The organism is Kutzneria kofuensis, from assembly GCF_014203355.1.
Taxonomy (GTDB): domain Bacteria; phylum Actinomycetota; class Actinomycetes; order Mycobacteriales; family Pseudonocardiaceae; genus Kutzneria; species Kutzneria kofuensis.
In genome coordinates, this window is record NZ_JACHIR010000001.1 from 4,006,276 (window position 1) to 4,022,705 (window position 16,430).

General features: G+C 71.0%; 20 protein-coding genes. 8 read left to right on the forward strand and 12 right to left on the reverse strand.

Going from position 1 to position 16,430, the window contains the following annotated elements; all coding sequences use genetic code 11:
• Nucleotides 1–74: 74 nt before the first annotated feature.
• From BJ998_RS18425 to BJ998_RS18440, 4 genes are all read left to right on the forward strand, one after another.
• On the forward strand, nucleotides 75–863 hold the full coding sequence (locus BJ998_RS18425) for a DUF2470 domain-containing protein (RefSeq protein WP_184863301.1): 789 nt from the start codon (nucleotides 75–77) through the stop codon (nucleotides 861–863).
• Nucleotides 864–881: 18 nt separating this feature from the next.
• Nucleotides 882–1,685 carry a CPBP family intramembrane glutamic endopeptidase gene (locus tag BJ998_RS18430; protein ID WP_184863303.1) on the forward strand — a complete coding sequence of 268 codons (804 nt, stop codon included), beginning with the start codon at nucleotides 882–884 and terminating at the stop codon, nucleotides 1,683–1,685.
• A 158-nt stretch (nucleotides 1,686–1,843) separates the two neighbouring features.
• Nucleotides 1,844–3,052, forward strand: a complete 1,209-nt coding sequence (locus BJ998_RS18435; protein WP_184868753.1) for an arginine deiminase — start codon at nucleotides 1,844–1,846, stop codon at nucleotides 3,050–3,052.
• Nucleotides 3,053–3,128: 76 nt separating this feature from the next.
• Nucleotides 3,129–4,163, forward strand: a complete 1,035-nt coding sequence (locus BJ998_RS18440) for an aldo/keto reductase (RefSeq protein ID WP_184863305.1) — start codon at nucleotides 3,129–3,131, stop codon at nucleotides 4,161–4,163.
• Nucleotides 4,164–4,186: 23 nt separating this feature from the next.
• Here the strand turns inward: BJ998_RS18440 and BJ998_RS18445 are convergent, their stop codons facing one another.
• From BJ998_RS18445 to BJ998_RS18455, 3 genes are read right to left on the reverse strand one after another with little or no spacing between them, the layout of a single operon-like run.
• Entirely contained in the window at nucleotides 4,187–4,990 is an 804-nt protein-coding gene (locus BJ998_RS18445; RefSeq protein WP_184863307.1) for an ABC transporter permease, read from the reverse strand.
• A gap of 28 nt (nucleotides 4,991–5,018) precedes the next feature.
• Complete coding sequence (locus BJ998_RS18450) at nucleotides 5,019–5,825, reverse strand: ABC transporter ATP-binding protein (protein WP_184863309.1); 807 nt, start codon at nucleotides 5,823–5,825, stop codon at nucleotides 5,019–5,021.
• Nucleotides 5,822–6,265, reverse strand: a complete 444-nt coding sequence (locus tag BJ998_RS18455) for a MarR family winged helix-turn-helix transcriptional regulator (protein ID WP_376775872.1) — start codon at nucleotides 6,263–6,265, stop codon at nucleotides 5,822–5,824. The genes BJ998_RS18450 and BJ998_RS18455 overlap by 4 nt, the downstream gene beginning before the upstream one ends.
• A gap of 126 nt (nucleotides 6,266–6,391) precedes the next feature.
• On the opposite strand from BJ998_RS18455, the gene BJ998_RS18460 reads away from it, so the two are divergent.
• The 3 genes from BJ998_RS18460 to BJ998_RS18470 all read left to right on the forward strand — a co-directional run bounded on the left by BJ998_RS18460 (nucleotide 6,392) and on the right by BJ998_RS18470 (nucleotide 8,596).
• A complete protein-coding gene (locus BJ998_RS18460; protein WP_184863311.1) occupies nucleotides 6,392–6,967 on the forward strand; it encodes a hypothetical protein in 576 nt (191 codons plus the stop codon).
• Between the two features lie 316 nt (nucleotides 6,968–7,283).
• Nucleotides 7,284–7,826 carry a hypothetical protein gene (locus BJ998_RS18465; RefSeq protein WP_184863313.1) on the forward strand — a complete coding sequence of 181 codons (543 nt, stop codon included), beginning with the start codon at nucleotides 7,284–7,286 and terminating at the stop codon, nucleotides 7,824–7,826.
• Nucleotides 7,827–8,053: 227 nt separating this feature from the next.
• On the forward strand, nucleotides 8,054–8,596 hold the full coding sequence (locus BJ998_RS18470) for a ferritin (protein WP_184863315.1): 543 nt from the start codon (nucleotides 8,054–8,056) through the stop codon (nucleotides 8,594–8,596).
• 107 nt (nucleotides 8,597–8,703) lie between these two features.
• On the opposite strand, the gene BJ998_RS18475 is transcribed toward BJ998_RS18470, so the two are convergent.
• From BJ998_RS18475 to BJ998_RS18495, 5 genes are all read right to left on the reverse strand, one after another.
• Entirely contained in the window at nucleotides 8,704–9,534 is an 831-nt protein-coding gene (locus BJ998_RS18475; RefSeq protein WP_184863317.1) for a hypothetical protein, read from the reverse strand.
• 3 nt (nucleotides 9,535–9,537) lie between these two features.
• Nucleotides 9,538–10,047: a SigE family RNA polymerase sigma factor gene (locus tag BJ998_RS18480; protein WP_184868755.1), complete on the reverse strand. Its 510-nt coding sequence runs from the start codon at nucleotides 10,045–10,047 to the stop codon at nucleotides 9,538–9,540.
• Between the two features lie 127 nt (nucleotides 10,048–10,174).
• Entirely contained in the window at nucleotides 10,175–10,528 is a 354-nt protein-coding gene (locus BJ998_RS18485) for a DUF952 domain-containing protein (protein ID WP_184863319.1), read from the reverse strand.
• Between the two features lie 73 nt (nucleotides 10,529–10,601).
• Complete coding sequence (locus BJ998_RS18490) at nucleotides 10,602–11,558, reverse strand: DUF5926 family protein (RefSeq protein WP_184863321.1); 957 nt, start codon at nucleotides 11,556–11,558, stop codon at nucleotides 10,602–10,604.
• Nucleotides 11,559–11,584: 26 nt separating this feature from the next.
• Nucleotides 11,585–12,436, reverse strand: coding sequence for a glycerophosphodiester phosphodiesterase (locus BJ998_RS18495; RefSeq protein WP_312890191.1), 852 nt, complete (start codon nucleotides 12,434–12,436; stop codon nucleotides 11,585–11,587).
• A gap of 87 nt (nucleotides 12,437–12,523) precedes the next feature.
• Here BJ998_RS18495 and BJ998_RS18500 point away from each other — a divergent pair, with 87 nt between their 5' ends.
• Complete coding sequence (locus BJ998_RS18500; RefSeq protein WP_184863324.1) at nucleotides 12,524–13,717, forward strand: cytochrome P450; 1,194 nt, start codon at nucleotides 12,524–12,526, stop codon at nucleotides 13,715–13,717.
• On the opposite strand, the gene BJ998_RS18505 is transcribed toward BJ998_RS18500, so the two are convergent.
• From BJ998_RS18505 to BJ998_RS18520, 4 genes are read right to left on the reverse strand one after another with little or no spacing between them, the layout of a single operon-like run.
• On the reverse strand, nucleotides 13,714–14,607 hold the full coding sequence (locus BJ998_RS18505; RefSeq protein WP_184863326.1) for a DUF4328 domain-containing protein: 894 nt from the start codon (nucleotides 14,605–14,607) through the stop codon (nucleotides 13,714–13,716). The two genes, BJ998_RS18500 and BJ998_RS18505, sit on opposite strands and share 4 nt — an antisense overlap.
• A 2-nt stretch (nucleotides 14,608–14,609) precedes the next feature.
• A complete protein-coding gene (locus BJ998_RS18510) occupies nucleotides 14,610–14,945 on the reverse strand; it encodes a rhodanese-like domain-containing protein (RefSeq protein ID WP_184863328.1) in 336 nt (111 codons plus the stop codon).
• A 48-nt stretch (nucleotides 14,946–14,993) separates the two neighbouring features.
• A complete protein-coding gene (locus tag BJ998_RS18515; protein WP_184863330.1) occupies nucleotides 14,994–15,884 on the reverse strand; it encodes a hypothetical protein in 891 nt (296 codons plus the stop codon).
• Between the two features lie 5 nt (nucleotides 15,885–15,889).
• Entirely contained in the window at nucleotides 15,890–16,399 is a 510-nt protein-coding gene (locus tag BJ998_RS18520; RefSeq protein ID WP_312890192.1) for a SigE family RNA polymerase sigma factor, read from the reverse strand.
• Nucleotides 16,400–16,430: the final 31 nt, after the last annotated feature.

The following is a 16,430-nucleotide window of genomic DNA, read 5'->3' on the forward strand; positions in this document are numbered from 1 at the left end:
TCAGGGTGCACCCGAACGTGCGCTTCCCAAGACCGACCGCCAGAGGTTAGGTTGACCTAACTTGGAGGTGAGCGATGAGCCAGGCCACGTACCGGCCGCCGGCGCCCACCGCGGCGGAGCGGGCAAGGACGATCGCCGCGCGTGGTGGCCGGGCGGCCGTGCTGCCCGGCGCCGACGAGGCCTCGGCCTCGGCGTCCCGCACGGTGCCGATGCTGCACCACGTGCACCCCGACGGGGTCGCCACGCTCCTGTTCCGCGACAACGACCCACTGGTCGCGCTGGCTGCGCAGGCCCCGCGCGGCGAGCTGACCGGCATGCTCGAACTCGCCGACACCGCGCCGGTGCCGTTGCGGGAGCCGGTCCGCGGGCTGCTCTGGATCACCGGCTGGCTGCGTGCGCTGGACGGCGAGCAGGCCAGGGCGGCGGTGCTGGAGGTGGCCGAGAGCAAGCCGGACCCGCGGCTGCTCGACGCCGGCCACGGCGCCACCGTGCTGCGGCTGACGCCGGCCTCGATGGTCGTCGCCGACGCCGAGGGCACCAGCTCGGTCCGGCCGAGCGAGTTCGGCGACGCCGAGCCGGACCCGTTCCACCAGCAAGAGGACCAGTGGCTGCGGCACCTGGAGCTGTCCCACCGGGACGTGGTCGAGCTGCTCAGCCGGCACCTGCCGGAGCACCTGCGCGGCGGCCACGTCCGGCCGCTCGGGCTGGACCGGTTGGGGCTGCGCCTGCGGGTGGAGGCCGTCGAGGGTGATCACGACGTGCGGATCGCGTTCGCGCATCCGGTGCACACGGCCAAGGAGTTGTCCGGCGAGCTGCGCCGGCTCATGGGCTGCCCGTTCTTGACGCAGGCCCAGCGGGGGTAACGGGTAGCGTCCGCCGGCATGGCGAGCACTTTGCGCAGCTGGCTGGCGCCGGCCCGGGTGACGGACGCGATCACCGATCCGGTGCAGCGGCGCGGCTACACCTGGGAGCTGCTGATCGTCTTCAGCGCGACGCTGGGGCTTTCCGGGCTGCGCAGCCTGATCTCGCTGCTGAACGCGCTGCTGCAGCCGAAGCCGCTGAACCAGCAGAGCGTCGCGCTGAACGTGCAGCAGGCCACGGTCAGCCTGCTCGACCTGCTCGCGCAGCTGGCCGGCGTGCTGCAACTGCTGGCCTGGGGCGCGCTGGGCGCCTACCTGCTGTGGCGGGCGGGGATCGGGCCGCGGCTGGTCGGGCTGGACCGCACGCGGCCGGGCCGGGACCTGCTGGCCGGCTGCGGGCTGGCCGCCCTGATCGGCATTCCCGGGCTGGGCTTCTACTTCCTGACCAGGGCGATCGGCATCAACCTGAACGTGGTGCCGTCGGCGCTCGGGGACACGTGGTGGCGGGTGCCGGTGCTGATCCTGTCCGCGTTCGGCAACGCGTGGGCCGAGGAGTCGCTCGTCGTCGGTTACCTGATCACGCGGCTGCGCAAGTTCGGCTGGGCCGAGAACTCGTCGCTGGTCGCCGCGGCCGTGCTGCGCGGCTCGTACCACCTCTACCAGGGCTTCGGCGGCTTCCTCGGCAACGTCGTGCTCGGACTGGTGTTCGGCCGGGTCTGGCAGCGCTACAACCGGCTGTGGGCGCTGGTCGTGGCCCACACCATCCTCGACATCGTGTCCTTCGTCGGGTACGCGCTGCTGCACAGCGTGATCCCCGGATTGTGACAACAACGTATCGATGGTCGGATGGCGCGTTTGTTTAACGGATCGCTGCTACAACGGGCGTTCCGTTTCTGAAATCGCCGTCACACCCGGTTGAGGGGCGACAAATCCACTGTCGCGTGGTTACCCTCGGGGCCGTGACCTCAGACATCAGTTCTGCCATGGACTTGTCGCCGGCGCCGAGGGTCGACAGCGAGGTCGGCCCGCTGCGCACCGTGCTGCTGCACCGCCCCGGCCGGGAACTGAAGCGGCTGACCCCGCGCAACAACGACCAGCTGCTGTTCGACGGCATCCCCTGGGTCGGCCGCGCCCAGGAGGAGCACGACGCGTTCGCCGAGACGCTGCGGTCGCGCGGCGTCGAGGTGCTGCTGCTGGCCGACCTGCTGCGGACCTCGCTGGAGGACCAGCGGGCCCGGGCCGCCGGCATCTACGCCGCCGTCGACGAGCGGCAGCTCGGCATCGACCTGGCCGACGCGCTGCGGTCACACCTGTCGACGCTGGTCCCGTCCGAGCTGGCCACCGTGCTGATGGCCGGCATGACGTTCGAGGAGCTGCCGGCGGCCGAAGGCGCGTCGCTGGTGCGGCACATGCACCAGCCCCACGACTTCGCCATCGCCCCGCTGCCCAACCTGCTGTTCACCCGCGACTCCTCGGCATGGGTCGCGGACCGGGTCGCCGTGTCGTCGCTCGTGATGCCGGCCCGCCGCCGCGAGTCGTCGATCACCGACCTCATCTACGCGTACCACCCGCGCTTCGCCAAGACCTCCCGTGCGTACGGCGCGCACTCGGCGCCCTTGGAGGGCGGTGACGTGCTGCTGCTGTCGCAGGGCGTGCTGGCCATCGGTGTCGGCGAGCGCACAACGCCCGCCGGCGCCGAGTCGTTCGCCCGCTCGGTGTTCCTGGACGGCCTCGCGCACACCGTGCTGGCCGTGCCGATCGCGCAGGAGCGCGCCACCATGCACCTGGACACCGTGTGCACCATGGTCGACCGGGACGCCGTGGTGATGTACCCGGCGATCCGCGACTCGCTGTCCGCCTTCACGCTGCGACCCGACGGCGCCGGCGGCGTCAGCGTCGACGGCCCGTCGCCGTTCCTGACCGCGGCCGCCACCGCGATGGGCATCGACCGGCTGCGCGTCATCGACACCGGGTTGGACTCAGTGACCGCCGAGCGCGAGCAGTGGGACGACGGCAACAACACGCTCGCCGTCGCGCCGGGCGTTGTCGTCGCATATGAGCGGAATGTGGAAACCAATGCACGGCTTGAGGACGCCGGCATCGAGGTGCTCCGGATCAGCGGCTCCGAGCTGGGCTCGGGTCGCGGCGGCCCGCGCTGCATGTCCTGCCCCGTGCTGCGGGATGCGCTGTAAGAAAAATACTCCGCAAATGGAGTAACTCCAGGGCCAGAATGGAAAAGCAAGCCATTCCATGCCCTGGGAGTCCATTGTGGAGTATCGAAAGCTCGGCGGTAGCGGCTGCGCGGTGTCCGCGCTCGCGCTCGGCACCATGACCTTCGGCGCCGCCACCGACGAGGCGGGGGCGTACGCCCAGCTGGACGAGTTCGCGGCGGCGGGCGGCACCCTGCTCGACACCGCGGACGTGTACGTCGGCGGCCTGTCCGAGACGATCGTCGGCAAGTGGCTGGCGTCGCGGCCGAACGAGGTCACCGACTCGATCGTGATCGCGACCAAGGGCCGGTTCCCGACCGCCGAGGGCGACCCCAACGCGGTCGGGCTGTCCCGCCGGCACCTGGACATCGCCCTGAACGCGTCGCTGCGGCGGCTCGGCGTCGACGCGATCGACCTGTACCAGGTGCACGCCTGGGACCCGATCACGCCGCTGGTCGAGACGCTGGAGTTCCTCGACAACGCCGTGCGGGCCGGAAAGATCCGCTACTACGGCCTGTCCAACTTCACCGGCTGGCAGGTGCAGAAGGCCGTCGACCTGGCCGAGGCGCGGGGCTTCGTCAAGCCCGTCACCCTGCAGCCGCAGTACAGCCTGCTGTGCCGGGAGATCGAGTGGGAGATCGTGCCGGCGTGCGCGTCCACCGACCTCGGGCTGCTGCCGTGGTCGCCGCTGGCCGGCGGCCTGCTCACCGGCAAGTACCAGCGCGGCGCGGAGGCGCCGGCCGACACCCGCCTGGCCGACGCCCGTATCGGCAGCTTCTTCGCGCCGCGGACCGCCGAACAGCGGACGTGGGACGTGATCGAGACCGTGCAGGCCATCGCCGCCGAGCGTGAGGTCACCGCCGCCCAGGTCGCGTTGGCGTGGGTCAAGGGCCGGCCGCAGGTCAGCTCCGTGATCATCGGCGCCCGCACGCACGAGCAGTTCACCGACAACCTGGCCGCGGCCGACCTCGTCCTCACCGAGAAGGAGATGGACCGGCTCAACGCCGCGAGCGAGGTGCCGATCGACTACCCGTACGGCGGCATGGCGCTCGGCCAGCGCAACCGGGTCATCGCCGGCGGCTGGGGCCGCTGATTCTTGTTGCCCCGGCTCGTCTTTCAGCGGGCGAGCCGGGGCAGCAACGCCGACGCCACCGCGATCCCCAGCACCGCCGTTCCCACCAGCACCGCGAAGTCCGCCGGCAGCTCCGCCGGCGTGCCGAGCAGCAGTCCCCGCAGGGCATCCACCTCGTAGCTCAGCGGGTTGACGTGGTTGAGCACCTGGAGCCAGCCCGGCATCAGGTCCACCGGGTACAGCGCGTTCGAGGCGAAGAACAGCGGCATCGTGATCGCCTGGCCGATGCCCATCAGCCGCTCGCGGCTCATCACGATGCCCGCGATCGTGATCGACAGGCAGCAGAAGAAGGCCGAGCCGAGCACCACCGCCGCCAGAACCCCCAGCAGCTTCAGGGGATTCGCCGTCAGCGTCACCCCCAGGATCGCCGACAGCACCAGCACCACCACCGCCTGCGCGATCGCCCTGATGCCCGCCGCGAACGCCTTGCCCGCGATCAGCGCCGCCCTCGGCGTCGGCGTCACCATCAGCTTCGACAGCACCCCCGCGTCGCGCTCCCAGATGATCTGGATGCCGTAGAAGATCGACACGAACAACGCCGACTGCGCCAGGATCCCCGGCGCCAGGTAGTCCAGATACGGCAGGTTCCCCGTCGGGATCACCCGCAGCCGTGTGAACGTCTCCCCGAAGATCAGCAGCCACAGCGCCGGCTGGATCGCCCTGGTGATCAGCTCCGTCCGGTCGTGGCGGAGCTTCTGCAGCTCCACCAGGCACATCGTGCCGATGCGGCGGAGCAGCAACACCGGCACCGCCGGCCCCGCGCCCGATGCCACGATTGGCGCCGACATCACGATCTCCCTTCGCCGAGCCACTCCCCTAACCGAGCCGCCGGGCCGTGCGACGGGTCGCGCGGATCTCCCTCATTCCCTTGGCCGCGTCGCCGTCCAGGTCACCGCCGGTGCTGGCGCGGAACACGTCGTCCAGCGTCGCGTCCGGGCCCAAGGCCGCCCGCAGCTCGGCCGGCGTGCCCATGTCCGTGAGCTTTCCCTTGTGCATCAGGGCGATCCGGTCGCAGAACTCGTCCGCTTCGGCCATGTAGTGCGTGGTCACCAGCACGGTCATGCCGGTCTCGGCCCGCACCTGCTGGATCCGTTCCCAGACGCCGGCGCGGGCGATGGGGTCCAGGCCGATGGTCGGCTCGTCCAGCACCAGCAACCGAGGGGCGCTGACCAGCGCCTGCGCCAGTTCCAGCCGGCGGATCATGCCGCCCGAGTAGGTTCCCGCCTGCCGGTCAGCCACGTCCAGCAGCCCGACCGAGTCCAGCGCACCATCCACTTTGGACTGGCGTTCCCGCCTCGGTACGTCGAACAGCCGCGCGAACAGCGCCACGTTCTCCCGGCCGGTCAGCGTCGAGTCCGCCGAGAGTTGTTGCGGCACATAGCCGATCAGCCGGCGCACCGCCATCGTGCCACGGGCCACGTCCCGGCCGAACACCGTGATCCGCCCGGGCGGCGAAGGCAGCAGTGTGGTGATCATCCGGATCGTCGTCGTCTTGCCGGCGCCGTTCGGCCCCAGCAGGCCGAACACCTCGCCCGCGCGGACGTCCAGGTCCACACCGTCCACCGCCACCGTGTCCCCGAAGGCGTGCCGGACGTCCGTGCAGCTGACTGCCAACTCCGTCATGCACCCGCCCCTTCCCCGCCCAGCTCCGCCAGCAGCTTTCCCAGCGCCGGCAGGGCTTTCTCGATCGCCGCCACGTCCTCCGCCGACAGCCCCTTCAGCGCCCCTTCCACCAACTTCGCGCGTTCCTCGCGCCACGCCTCCTGCCGCTTCACCGCCGCCGGCGTCAGATGCAACCTCGCCGCCCGTCGATCGTTCGGATCCGTCTCCCGGCGCAGCAGTTCCTTGTCGACCAGCTGATTCACCAACGTGCTCACCGTGTTGCCGGCCAGGTGCAGCTCCTTGGCCGCCGCCGCCACCCCGATGCCCGGGTTCCGCCGCACCACCCGGAGCAACTCCGTATGCGCCCCGCGCAGCCTCGGCCCCGGCTGCGCCGCCTGCAGCCTCCGGCGCACCACCCGCCGCAGCCCCACCACCGTGGCCATCAGCTCGTCAGCGATCACCTTTCGAATGTATCTCCTATTGAGAGCCAATCTGAGTAAGAGTTACCTGAGACTTGAACACTTTCACTCGAACGTGTTGGCGATTCCCGGCCGCTACGCTCGTCAGTTGAGCAACAAGGGGATCAGGTGGAGATCTACGCCCACATCGACGAAGGCGGCGGGCCATTGCCCAACGGCCGCGTGTACGGCATGGCCGCTGCCCTGTCGACCAGTTCCGACGAGGCGACACTGCGGGCGGGTCTGCGGGCGACACTGTTGCCCAACCAGGACCACCTCCATCACCGGGAGGAGGGGGTGAAGCGCCGGATCGAGGTCGCCAACGCCATCGCCGACCTGTCGTTCAGCGGCGCGGTCGTCGTGACCAAGACGACTACCAACACCCAGCAGGAAGCCGCCCGCGCCCGCCTCCTCACCTGGCTGCTGCCCCATCTTCAACACGTCGAACACGTCGACCAGATCGTCTTCGAGTCGCGGCACACTGGCGACAGGCATGATCGCCGCACCAGCGGATGGCTGCGCCAGTCGCATCTCATCACGGCCGAGATGCGCATCGACCACGAACGCAAGCGCGCCGACGAACGACTGTGGTTGGCAGACTTCCTGGTGGGCAGCTACCTGGCCGCCCAACTTCACGACGATCCCGAACCCTGGCACATCATCACTTCGGCGCATGTCATCGACGTGATCACGGACCCCAGATAGCGCGAAACCCGGGCTCCTGCTATCCCGCAGGGGGTCCCGGGTTCACTTCCGTACGTGTCCGCAGACCGCCGGCTCACTTTCAGGTTACCAGGCATCGAGTGCCGCGTGCAGCGTCACGATCGAGTGATCAAGGCGCGAACAGCGCGAAGCTGGGCTCCTGCTATCCGGCAGGGGTTCCGTGCTCACTTCCAGGCGCGCCCTAGGGCCACTGGCTCCTTGATCGGCCTTAGCGGCTGGGCCGCCCCGCGGTGAACCCTCGTGGGGGCGAAGGGGTAAACATGGCGGCACGGCAGCCGAGAGAACGAGGAGCCATCGGGTGAGCGGTTTCATCCACTGGTACGAGAACGGCTGGTCGGCCGCTCGGGCCGACCGGACCGTGGCCAGGATCGAATCACTGGGGCTGACGCTGTCCGACCCGCAGACGCAGCGGGCGGGCCTGCTGGAGCGGCTGGCGCTGACGGACTGCGCCGCGGTGGACGTGGAGTACTGGCTGGACGAGGAGACGGCCCTGTACTGCCGGTTCCGCCGGGTGAGCGCGGACGTGGTGGCGCAGGAGTTCGACCTGGACGGGCTGTCCACGGTGGAGCAGCACCAGCTGGTGGCCGGCATCGTCGAGCTGTTCAACGAGGACGCGGCGAACACGGTCGGCTTCGTGGTGGACCGGTCGGGCGGTTCGCAGGACGTGGAGTGGGACGACGTGGTGCTCGGCCACCCGAGGATCGTGACGGTGCGGCCGGACGTGCTGGCGCTGCCGGCCGAGCTGGTGGACCGGCTCCACCCGGAGCTGAACCGGCTGACGGGCCGGCCGCTGGGCGCGCTGACGTTGTTCGACCGGGTGAGCGCGGCGGCGTCGGCCTGAGTTGTCCACAGCCGGTGGGCAACCCCCGTGCACAGCGAACCCCGGCGGATCGGCGCTCAAATGCGCTGCTCACCGGGGTTTTCACAATCTGGACACGATTGCTGTCCACCGGCTGTCACCAGGTTGTCCACAACCATCCCCAGGTTGTCCACAGGTCCTCACCAGGGCGGGGGACAACCGGCTCGCCGACCAATTTGTCGTGGGCCGTTCGGGGTACCGTTCTTGACATGTCCCCGAACACCACCACCAAGTTCCACGAGCTGCTCAAGGCGCAGATCCGCAACGAGTTCACGGCTTCGCAGCAGTACGTCGCGATCGCGGTCTGGTTCGACGACCAGGACCTGCCCCGACTGGCCGGGCACTTCTACCGGCAGTCGCTCGAGGAGCGCAATCACGCGATGATGATCGTGCAGTACCTGCTGGACAACGACGTGCGGGTGGCCATCCCCGGCGTCGGCGAGGTGCGCAACGACTTCGAGAACGTGCGCGAGCCGGTCGAGCTGGCCCTGCAGCAGGAGCGCACGGTCACCGAGGAGATCACCACGCTGGCCCGCGCCGCCCGCGACGAGGGCGACTACATCGGCGAGCAGTTCATGCAGTGGTTCCTCAAGGAGCAGGTCGAGGAAGTCTCCTCCATGTCGACCCTGCTGCACACGGTGGACCGCGCCGGCACCAACGTGTTCCACATCGAGGACTTCCTCAGCCGCGAGAACGTCGGCGCCGAGGGCGCCGACCCGACCGCGCCCCGGGTGGCCGGCGGCGCGATCTGAGCAACGGAGAGCAGGCCGGCCCACCCGGACTGCCGGTGGGTGTGCCGGTCTGAACGCCGGGCGCGTGTGGTGAATCGCGGCCGGGCGGTCGCGGACGTCGAATGCGCCTACTGGTAGCAGTCCTGGCTGGCCAATTCCAGCCGGATGTCGGTGACCAGGTGGTTCCTGAGCGTCAGCCAGTAGTGCGCGCTCGGGTTGCCGGGCACCGGCGTCACCCACTCGTCGTGGCCGATGTGCGGCTTGGACTGGTCGGGGTACACGGCGCGGACGTCGTCCTCGGACGACCCGTCGTAGATCCCCTCGGGGGTCTCGGCGTTCGTCCGGCCGCCGATCCGGACCAGTCCGTACTTGGGCGAGAACACCAGCGAGTAGTGATACCCGGCAGCGGGGTGGCCGGCCCAGTCGTAGCCCAGGCAGCCGGCCGCGTTCTGGGGCTCGGAGTTGGCCTGGATCAGGCCGGTGGCCTCCGCCTCGTCGACGGTCATGCCCAGCCGCAGCGGGCCGACGGTGGTGGGGCCGAACGCGAGCGGATTCGCGGGCGGCTTGGCCTTGGTCGGCGTTGAGCTGGACGTCGTGGTAGTCGACGTCGCCGTGGTGTGCGTCGGCTCCTCGGTGGTGGCCGGGGGCGGCACGACGGTGGTGCGCGGCGCATCGGTGGTCGTGGTCGAGCTGGGCGGTGGCGTCGTGGTGGTGGTCAGCCCGGAACTCTCGGCGGCGGCCAGCGGCGTGCGCTGTGGAGCGTCACCGCTGACGCCGAAGGCGGTGCCGGCGACCAGCATCGTCGCCACGGACAGCATGCCGCCGCCGAAGACCACGCCGGCCCGGCGCCGACGAACGCGGCGTGCCCCGGTGACGATGACGCGGTCGGCCTCGGGCCGGACGGGCACGTCCAGGCGATCGTCGGCGAAGAGCTTGCGCAGCTCGTCGTCGAGGTCCACCGGTCACCTCCCCTCCAGGCTCGATCGCAGCGTGACCAGCGCCTTGCTCGCCTGGCTCTTCACCGTCCCCTTGCTGATGCCGAGCGTCTCGGCGATCTCCGCCTCGGACAGCCCCTCGTAGTAACGCAACACGATGACGGCTCGTTGCCGCGGCGGCAACCCTCGCAGAGCCTGCCACAGCGGCTCGTTGTCCAGCCGGTCGAACTGCTCGAACGCGTTGTCGGGCAGCTCGGCGACCAGGCTTTCGCGGCGGGTCCGCCGCCAGAGGCTGACGTGCGCGTTGGCCATCGCCTTGCGCACGTAGGCCAGCGGCTCGTCACAGAAGGCCCGGCGCCCCAGCCACCGCGAGCCCACCTTCTCCAGCACGGTCTGCACGAGATCGGCCGCGTCGTGCGGATTTCCGGTCAGCGCGTGGCCGTATCTGAGCAGGCCGGGCAACGCGATCCGAACGAACTCGGCGAAGTCGGTGTCGGCCGCGGTGGCGGTTGCCCGCACCTCCCGCTGCGCCGGCACGACCGTCCATGTGCCGCTGCTCTCCGCCCCCACAACACTGAGTGGTGCGCCCACTTCGTGATCCCCTCCCCTGTGACCAACTGTTAGAAGGTCGCGTGGGAGGGGCGGAGGTTGCGGCGTTGAAAGGTTACAATTCAGCCAACTCCTTGGGCAGGCGGAAACCGCCTTCCGCCGTTCGAGGGAACTCCATCGCGGCCACCACGGCGCCGACGTTGACCGGTCCGTACACGTGGGGGAACCAGATGCCGGCGGGGTGCGGGGGCACGCCGGCCTCCCAGCGCACCGGGGCGTCCAGTGCCGCCGGGTCGATGACCAGCAGCAGCAGGTCGTCCCGGCCGGCGAACACCGCCTCGGCCGGCAGGTGCACGGTGCCGAAGTCGGAGCAGTGCACGAAGCCGACCTCGTCCAGCGAGGCGGGCACCAGCGCGCCCTCCTGCTCGGCCGCCTCCCACTCGTCCCGCGAGCAGATGTGCAAGATCACGAGTTATCCACATCCTCCTGTGGACAGCCGTTATCCGCTGTGGACAACCGGCCGTCGCTGTGGGCAAAGGCTTTCAGCGCAGCGTGACCTGGCGTCCCCGCAAGCCGTCGAGTGCCCGCCGCTCGGCGTCGGTCAGCTGGCTGTCCACAGCCAGCGCCGCGTCGAGCCGGCTGCCGAGCGCCTCCGCGCCGGGCTCCCACTCGCGCACGTGCAGCTCTGAGTCGAGGTCCCAGACCGGCACCAGCAGGCCGTGCGCACGGAACGAGCCGGCGTACCGGGAACCCTCGCCGAGGTGCAGCTCGTCGCGGGCGGCCAGCCGGGCCATCGCCTTGAGCAGCTGCTCCTCCGGCTCCGGCCGCACCCAGCGCAGGTGCGCCTTGTCGCCGGCGTCCACCCAGTACGCGGCGTTGAGGCCGGCGCCGGCGAGCCGGGCGCTGGGCATGATCGCGGCGTTGGCCCGCTCCAGGGAGAGCGCGACGTCGCCGGTCGGCTGCGTGTCCTCCGGCAGCCACCAGGCGAAGTCCTCGTGCAGCGTCGGCAGCAACGGCTCGTCGACCTTGAGCACGTCCTGGAGCCGGCCCGGCTCGGAGCCGTCGTCGACGCCGACGACCGGCAGCGCGTCGCCCGGCTCGGCGGTCAGCACCCAGCGGATCGCCCGGGCCAGGTCGCGGGACAGGTCGCCGGAGCGGGTCTGCACCTGGAGCCCGACGAACGCCGTGCCGTCGGCGCGGACCAGCGCGGCCGCGGCCATCGGCAGCACGGTGGCTAGCGTGACGCTGCGGTCGTGCGGCTCGGCCAACGTGAGCGGCGCCGTCGCCGACGGCACGAACTCACGCAGCGCGATCAGCTCCGGCTCCGCGGCCAGCCCCTCGAAGGGCCGCGCCACCATGACGTCCGCCGGCCCGCCCGCCATACCGTGGCACGCCTTGTACCGCTTGCCCGAGCCACACGGACATGCCTGCCGCGGGTTGATCCCGTCGGCCGTGGCCGTTGTCCTCGCCGCGCGCTTGACAGCCGTCCGCCTGGACACGGTTCCTCCTCGCAGTGGGGCCCGGGTCACTCCCCGGGTAGGGACTGGGCGACCGTAGCCGACGGCCCGGACTCCAGGTGGCGACGGGTGTGCGCGGGGGCGTTGGTGGCGAGGTAGCGCACGCCGGCACGCCGGCACAGGTCGATGTCGGCGGGCTCGTCGACCGTCCAGCAGTAGGTGTCGTGGCCCTGCTCGGCGCAGCGGGCGACGTAGTCCGGGTCCTCACGCAGCAGATGTACGCCCGGACCGGTGATGTCGGCCCAGTCAGGCAGCGCCCCGCCGCGCAGGCCGGGCTGGAACCGGTCGAGCAGCAGCACGGTCGGCAGCTTCGGCGCCTGCTGGCGGACGCGGCGGACCGCCATGCGGGAGAAGGACATCACGACCACGCGCGACTCCTCCTTGCTGACCGGCGTGCTCAGGCCGTGCCGGCGGAGCTGGGCGACCAGCTTCGCCTCGACCAACCCCGTGTAGCGAACCGGGTGCTTGGTCTCGATGAACAGCTTCACGTGCTTCGGGCTGTCCTTGAGCAGGCCGAGCAGGTCGTCGAGGGTGAGCAGGCCGCGCTCACGGAGGTCCGCGGAGGGCTGGCCGATCGGCTCGTGCATCAGGTCGTCGGCGGATTCCGGCAGTTCGTGGTGCCACTGGCCGAAGTCCAGCTCGGCCAGCTTGGCCAGGGTGAGCGTGCTGACCACGCCGCGGCCCGTCGACGTGCGGTTGACCGTGCGGTCGTGCACGCACACCAGGTGGCCGTCCCTGGTCAGGCGGATGTCGCACTCGAGGCCGTCCGCGCCCTGCTGGAGGGCGAGTTCGTAGGCCGCCCGGGTGTGTTCGGCGCGGTGCTCGGAGGCGCCGCGGTGCGCGACGATCTCGGGTCTCACGGCCGCATCATGCGGCAATCGAGTGAACGCCGGGTGACCGGGTCCACGCTGGACCACGGACGGGTGAGCGAATTACCGTCGGTCACCATGACGACGTTCGACCCGAAGGACCCGGCGTTCATCGCGGATCCCTACCCCGTGTTCGCGCAGATGCGGGCCGAGGGCGAGGTGCACCGGCACGCCGACTTCGGGCTGCCGGTCACGCTCTCGCATGCGGCGTCCGCCGCCGTGCTGCGGCACCGGGGCCTCGGCCGGATCTGGTCGGACGCCAAGCCGGTGGACGCCTTCGCCGCGTTCAACCTGCTGCACCGCAACTCGCTGCTGGAGAACGAACCGCCGACGCACACCCGGCTGCGGCGCTTGGTGTCCGGCGCTTTCGGCCGTGGCCACATCGAGCGGCTGCGGCCGTGGATCGGCGAGCTGGCCGGCCGTCTCGTGGACGACGTCGTCGCGCACATCGATGCCGACGGCGACGCCGACCTGCTCGAACTGGTCGCCGCGCCGCTGCCCGTCGAGGTGATCGCCGAGCTGCTCGGCGTGCCGACCGAGGACCGGGCGCTGCTGCAGCCGTGGTCGAACACGATCGTCAAGATGTACGAGTTCGGGCTGCCCGAGGAGCAGCGGGCACGGGCCGAGCAGGCCGCCGCCGAGTTCGTCGGCTACCTGCGTGAGCTGATCGCCTTGCGGCGCAAGAACCCCGGCAGCGATCTCGTCAGCGATCTCGTCGCCGAGACCGACGCCGACGGCGGCAAGCTGACCGAGGACGAGTTGGTCGCCACCGCCGTGCTGCTGCTGATGGCCGGGCACGAGGCGACCGTCAACGTGATCGGCAACGGCGTGCTCGCGCTGATGCGGCACCGCGACCAGTGGCAGCGGCTCGTCGACGACCCCGGCCTGCTCGCCACTGCCGTCGAGGAGCTGATCCGCTTCGACTCGCCGCTGCAGCTGTTCGAGCGAACCGCCACCACCGAGGTCGAGATAGCCGGTGTCACCCTGCGCCCCGGCGACAAGATCGCCGCCCTGCTCGGCGCCGCCGCACGGGATCCACTCGTGTTCGCCCAGCCGGACGTGCTGGACATCGGCCGCTCGCCCAACCCCCACCTCGGCTTCGGCGCCGGCATCCACTACTGCGTCGGCGCGCCGCTGGCCCGCATCGAGGTGTCGGCGACGCTTCAGGCACTGGCCCAGCGGCTGCCCAAGCTGGAACTCGCCGCCGAACCCGTGCGGCGGGCCGAGTTCGTCATCCGAGGGCTCAGCTCACTGCGCCTGACCAGCAATTAGCGCGGTGAGGCCACGGTGCGCACGGCGCGCAGGGGTGGTTCGGGGGCGTCGGCGACCTTGACCACGCGGAGTCGGTGCACGGTCGCCGGGTCGACGGGTTCGAGCAGCTGGGTGACGCGGCTGACGAACAGGGCGCCGGAGCCGGCGACGAAGGCGGCCACGAGGTCGGCGAGCAGGTGGAGTTCGACGCCGTTGGCGAGGGCCTGGACGCTGGTGCCGAAGATCGTCACGAGCCAGACGACGGCGAACAGGAGCTCGCCGGCGACCCAGGCGATCCACCAGAGCAGCAGCAGACGGGAGGGGCTGGGGCGCTGGTCGACGGGCTTGCGGGCGGCGGCGTGTTCGAGCTCGGCGAGGACGGAGCCGGCGACGGCCAGGTTCAGGCCGGGCACGAGCAGGCCGATGAGCACGTCCCGGACGGAGCGGGCGGGCCGCTGGCCGGAGACGACGGAGGCGACGTCGCGGGCACGGAGCACCCAGAGGACGGCGAGCACGAGGGAAGCCAGGGCGGCGAGCCCGGAGACGACGCCGGCGGTGACGACGAGGGCGTCGGAGAAGGCGACGACGGTACGGGACAGGGCGCCGCTGCGGCTGAGGATGAGCAGCACGTACCGCCACCCCTCACCGACGACGGCGACGCCGAGCGCGGCGGTGGTGACCCAGAGGGTGGCGACGAGGTTCCGGGCCAGCATCCGCAGCTGGTCGAGGGGCTTGGGCTTGGCCTTACGCCCCAACGAGACCGGCCAACGCCAGCTGAGCTGTGGAAATCCCCACCGGGGCGGCACGGGGTAGGACGGCGGCCCGGTGTACGGCAGCGGCCGCCGGGGCACGGACCGGGACGCGCCGGGCTGCGGTGGCGGGGTCGCCACCCACTGCCACCGCCCGGCCATCGTCAGATCACCTCGGGAACGACGCCCTCGGCGGCGACCAGCGGCAGCCCCTGCTGGTGCCACACCTGCATGCCGCCGGCGACGTTGACGGCGTCCCAGCCGCTCTGGTTGAGGTACATGGTGGCCCGAGCGGACCGGCCGCCCATGCGGCAGACCACGTACACCTCACCGCTGTCCTGTGGCACCTCGCCGATGCGCTCGGCCAGCTCGCCGAGGGGGATGTGGATGGCCTGCGGGGCGTGTCCGGCCGCCCACTCGTCGTCCTCGCGCACGTCGAGCAGCACGGCGTCGACGGGCACCTGGTCGACCGACGTGGTCGGCACCTCCTGCGGCATCATGCCCCGAATGCTGCCACGCGACGGCGTGGGACAGGCGTGAACCCCACCTCAGCCGAGCGCGGCGATGCGCTCCCCGACGGTGGCGAGCTGGTCCTCGGTCAGCGGCAGCGAGTGCCGGCCGGCGCCTTCCGGCACGGCGAGGGTGCCGGGTTCGGCGTTGGCGACCTGGGTCCAGTCGGTGCTGGCGAAGCCTTCGGCGGTGATCACGTACAGCCGGTGCGCGGGCGTGTACACCCGCAACGCCTGCGACGGATGCCCGGGGTCGTAGTCCAACGGGGCGTAGAGCTGCATGACGGTGCCGTCGGGCAGGGACTTGCGCCGCGGCGGGGTGCATTCGCCGCCGACGAACTGGTCGTTGTCGGCGGCCTGCGCCGGCGTGCCGCTGAAGCCGTGCACCTCGACGTAGACGCTGCCGCCGCCACCGGAGTCGACGACGTCCGCCCAGGTGCTGGCCAGCACCGCGTCGGCGGTGGGCTTGTTGGTGGTGCGGGTGATCTTCATGGTCGCTTTGGGCGAGACCTCGTGCAGCGACGCGAGCAGCGTCTTGTTCACGCGGTCCAGGTCCACAGGGGAGTTCTGGGGAGTGCCGGGCACGCTCAGCCCGCTGGTGCAGTCCTTGCCGTCCGCCGCGGTGGCCCGTGTGGAAGGGATCACCCAGCCGGACAGCGTCGACGTGCGCGAGGCGCTCGAGGTCGACGCGACGCCGAGTTGGTTCGCCGGCAGCCCGCCGCCGGGCAGGGCGCCGCGCAGCACCGACGTCGCGACACCGACACCGGCCACGACGGCGACCACGCCGAGGGCGGCCCCGATGCGACGGGTGCGCAGCCGGCGGCGGCCGCGCCGCACGACGTCGTCCAGGGCGGTATGCACCGGTGGCGGCGTCTGGGCGGAGACCTCGGCGCGCAGCAGGGCGAGCAGTTCCTCGTCCTCGGTGTCCACGCTGCTCACCCCGCCGCCTGCAACAAGCCGGTCACGGCACCGTACGCCTTGCGGAGGGTGGCCAGGCCACGGGAGGTCTGACTCTTGACGGTGCCGGTGGTGCAGCCCAGGGCGTCGGCGACCTCCTCGACGGATAGGTCCTCGATGAACCGCAGCACGAGCACGGCCCGCTGCCGCGCCGGCACCTCCTGCAGGGCCTTCAGCAGCGACGGCCGGTCCTCGACGCTGGAGGTGTCCTGCTCGACGACGACTTCCGGCGGCTCGGCCATCACCTGCTCACGCCGCCGGCCCCGGCGTTTGGTGTCGAGGAACGCCCTGGTCAGCACGGTGTGCAGGTACGCGTCGGCGCTGTCGATGCGCACCTTGTTCCAGCGCCCGTACATGCTCACGAACGCGGTCTGGGCGATCTCCTCGGCCTCCAGCCAGTTGCCGCACAGCGCATGCGCCATTCGCCGTGCGCTGTCGAAGCGGCTGGTGAAGAAGTCGGCGAAGCCGTCGTCGCGGTTTGCCACCACGTCTGGGGGGACGCTCCGTCCCCCGAACGGG

Excerpts from the sequence above, each read along its gene's own strand:
- BJ998_RS18425 (WP_184863301.1), top strand. The coding sequence starts at position 75 with ATGAGCCAGGCCACGTACCGGCCGCCGGCGCCCACCGCGGCGGAGCGG.
- BJ998_RS18430 (WP_184863303.1), top strand. The coding sequence starts at position 882 with ATGGCGAGCACTTTGCGCAGCTGGCTGGCGCCGGCCCGGGTGACGGAC.
- BJ998_RS18435 (WP_184868753.1), top strand. The coding sequence starts at position 1,844 with ATGGACTTGTCGCCGGCGCCGAGGGTCGACAGCGAGGTCGGCCCGCTG.
- BJ998_RS18445 (WP_184863307.1), bottom strand. The coding sequence starts at position 4,990 with ATGTCGGCGCCAATCGTGGCATCGGGCGCGGGGCCGGCGGTGCCGGTG.
- BJ998_RS18450 (WP_184863309.1), bottom strand. The coding sequence starts at position 5,825 with ATGACGGAGTTGGCAGTCAGCTGCACGGACGTCCGGCACGCCTTCGGG.
- BJ998_RS18470 (WP_184863315.1), top strand. The coding sequence starts at position 8,054 with ATGTCCCCGAACACCACCACCAAGTTCCACGAGCTGCTCAAGGCGCAG.
- BJ998_RS18500 (WP_184863324.1), top strand. The coding sequence starts at position 12,524 with ATGACGACGTTCGACCCGAAGGACCCGGCGTTCATCGCGGATCCCTAC.
- BJ998_RS18505 (WP_184863326.1), bottom strand. The coding sequence starts at position 14,607 with ATGGCCGGGCGGTGGCAGTGGGTGGCGACCCCGCCACCGCAGCCCGGC.
- BJ998_RS18510 (WP_184863328.1), bottom strand. The coding sequence starts at position 14,945 with ATGATGCCGCAGGAGGTGCCGACCACGTCGGTCGACCAGGTGCCCGTC.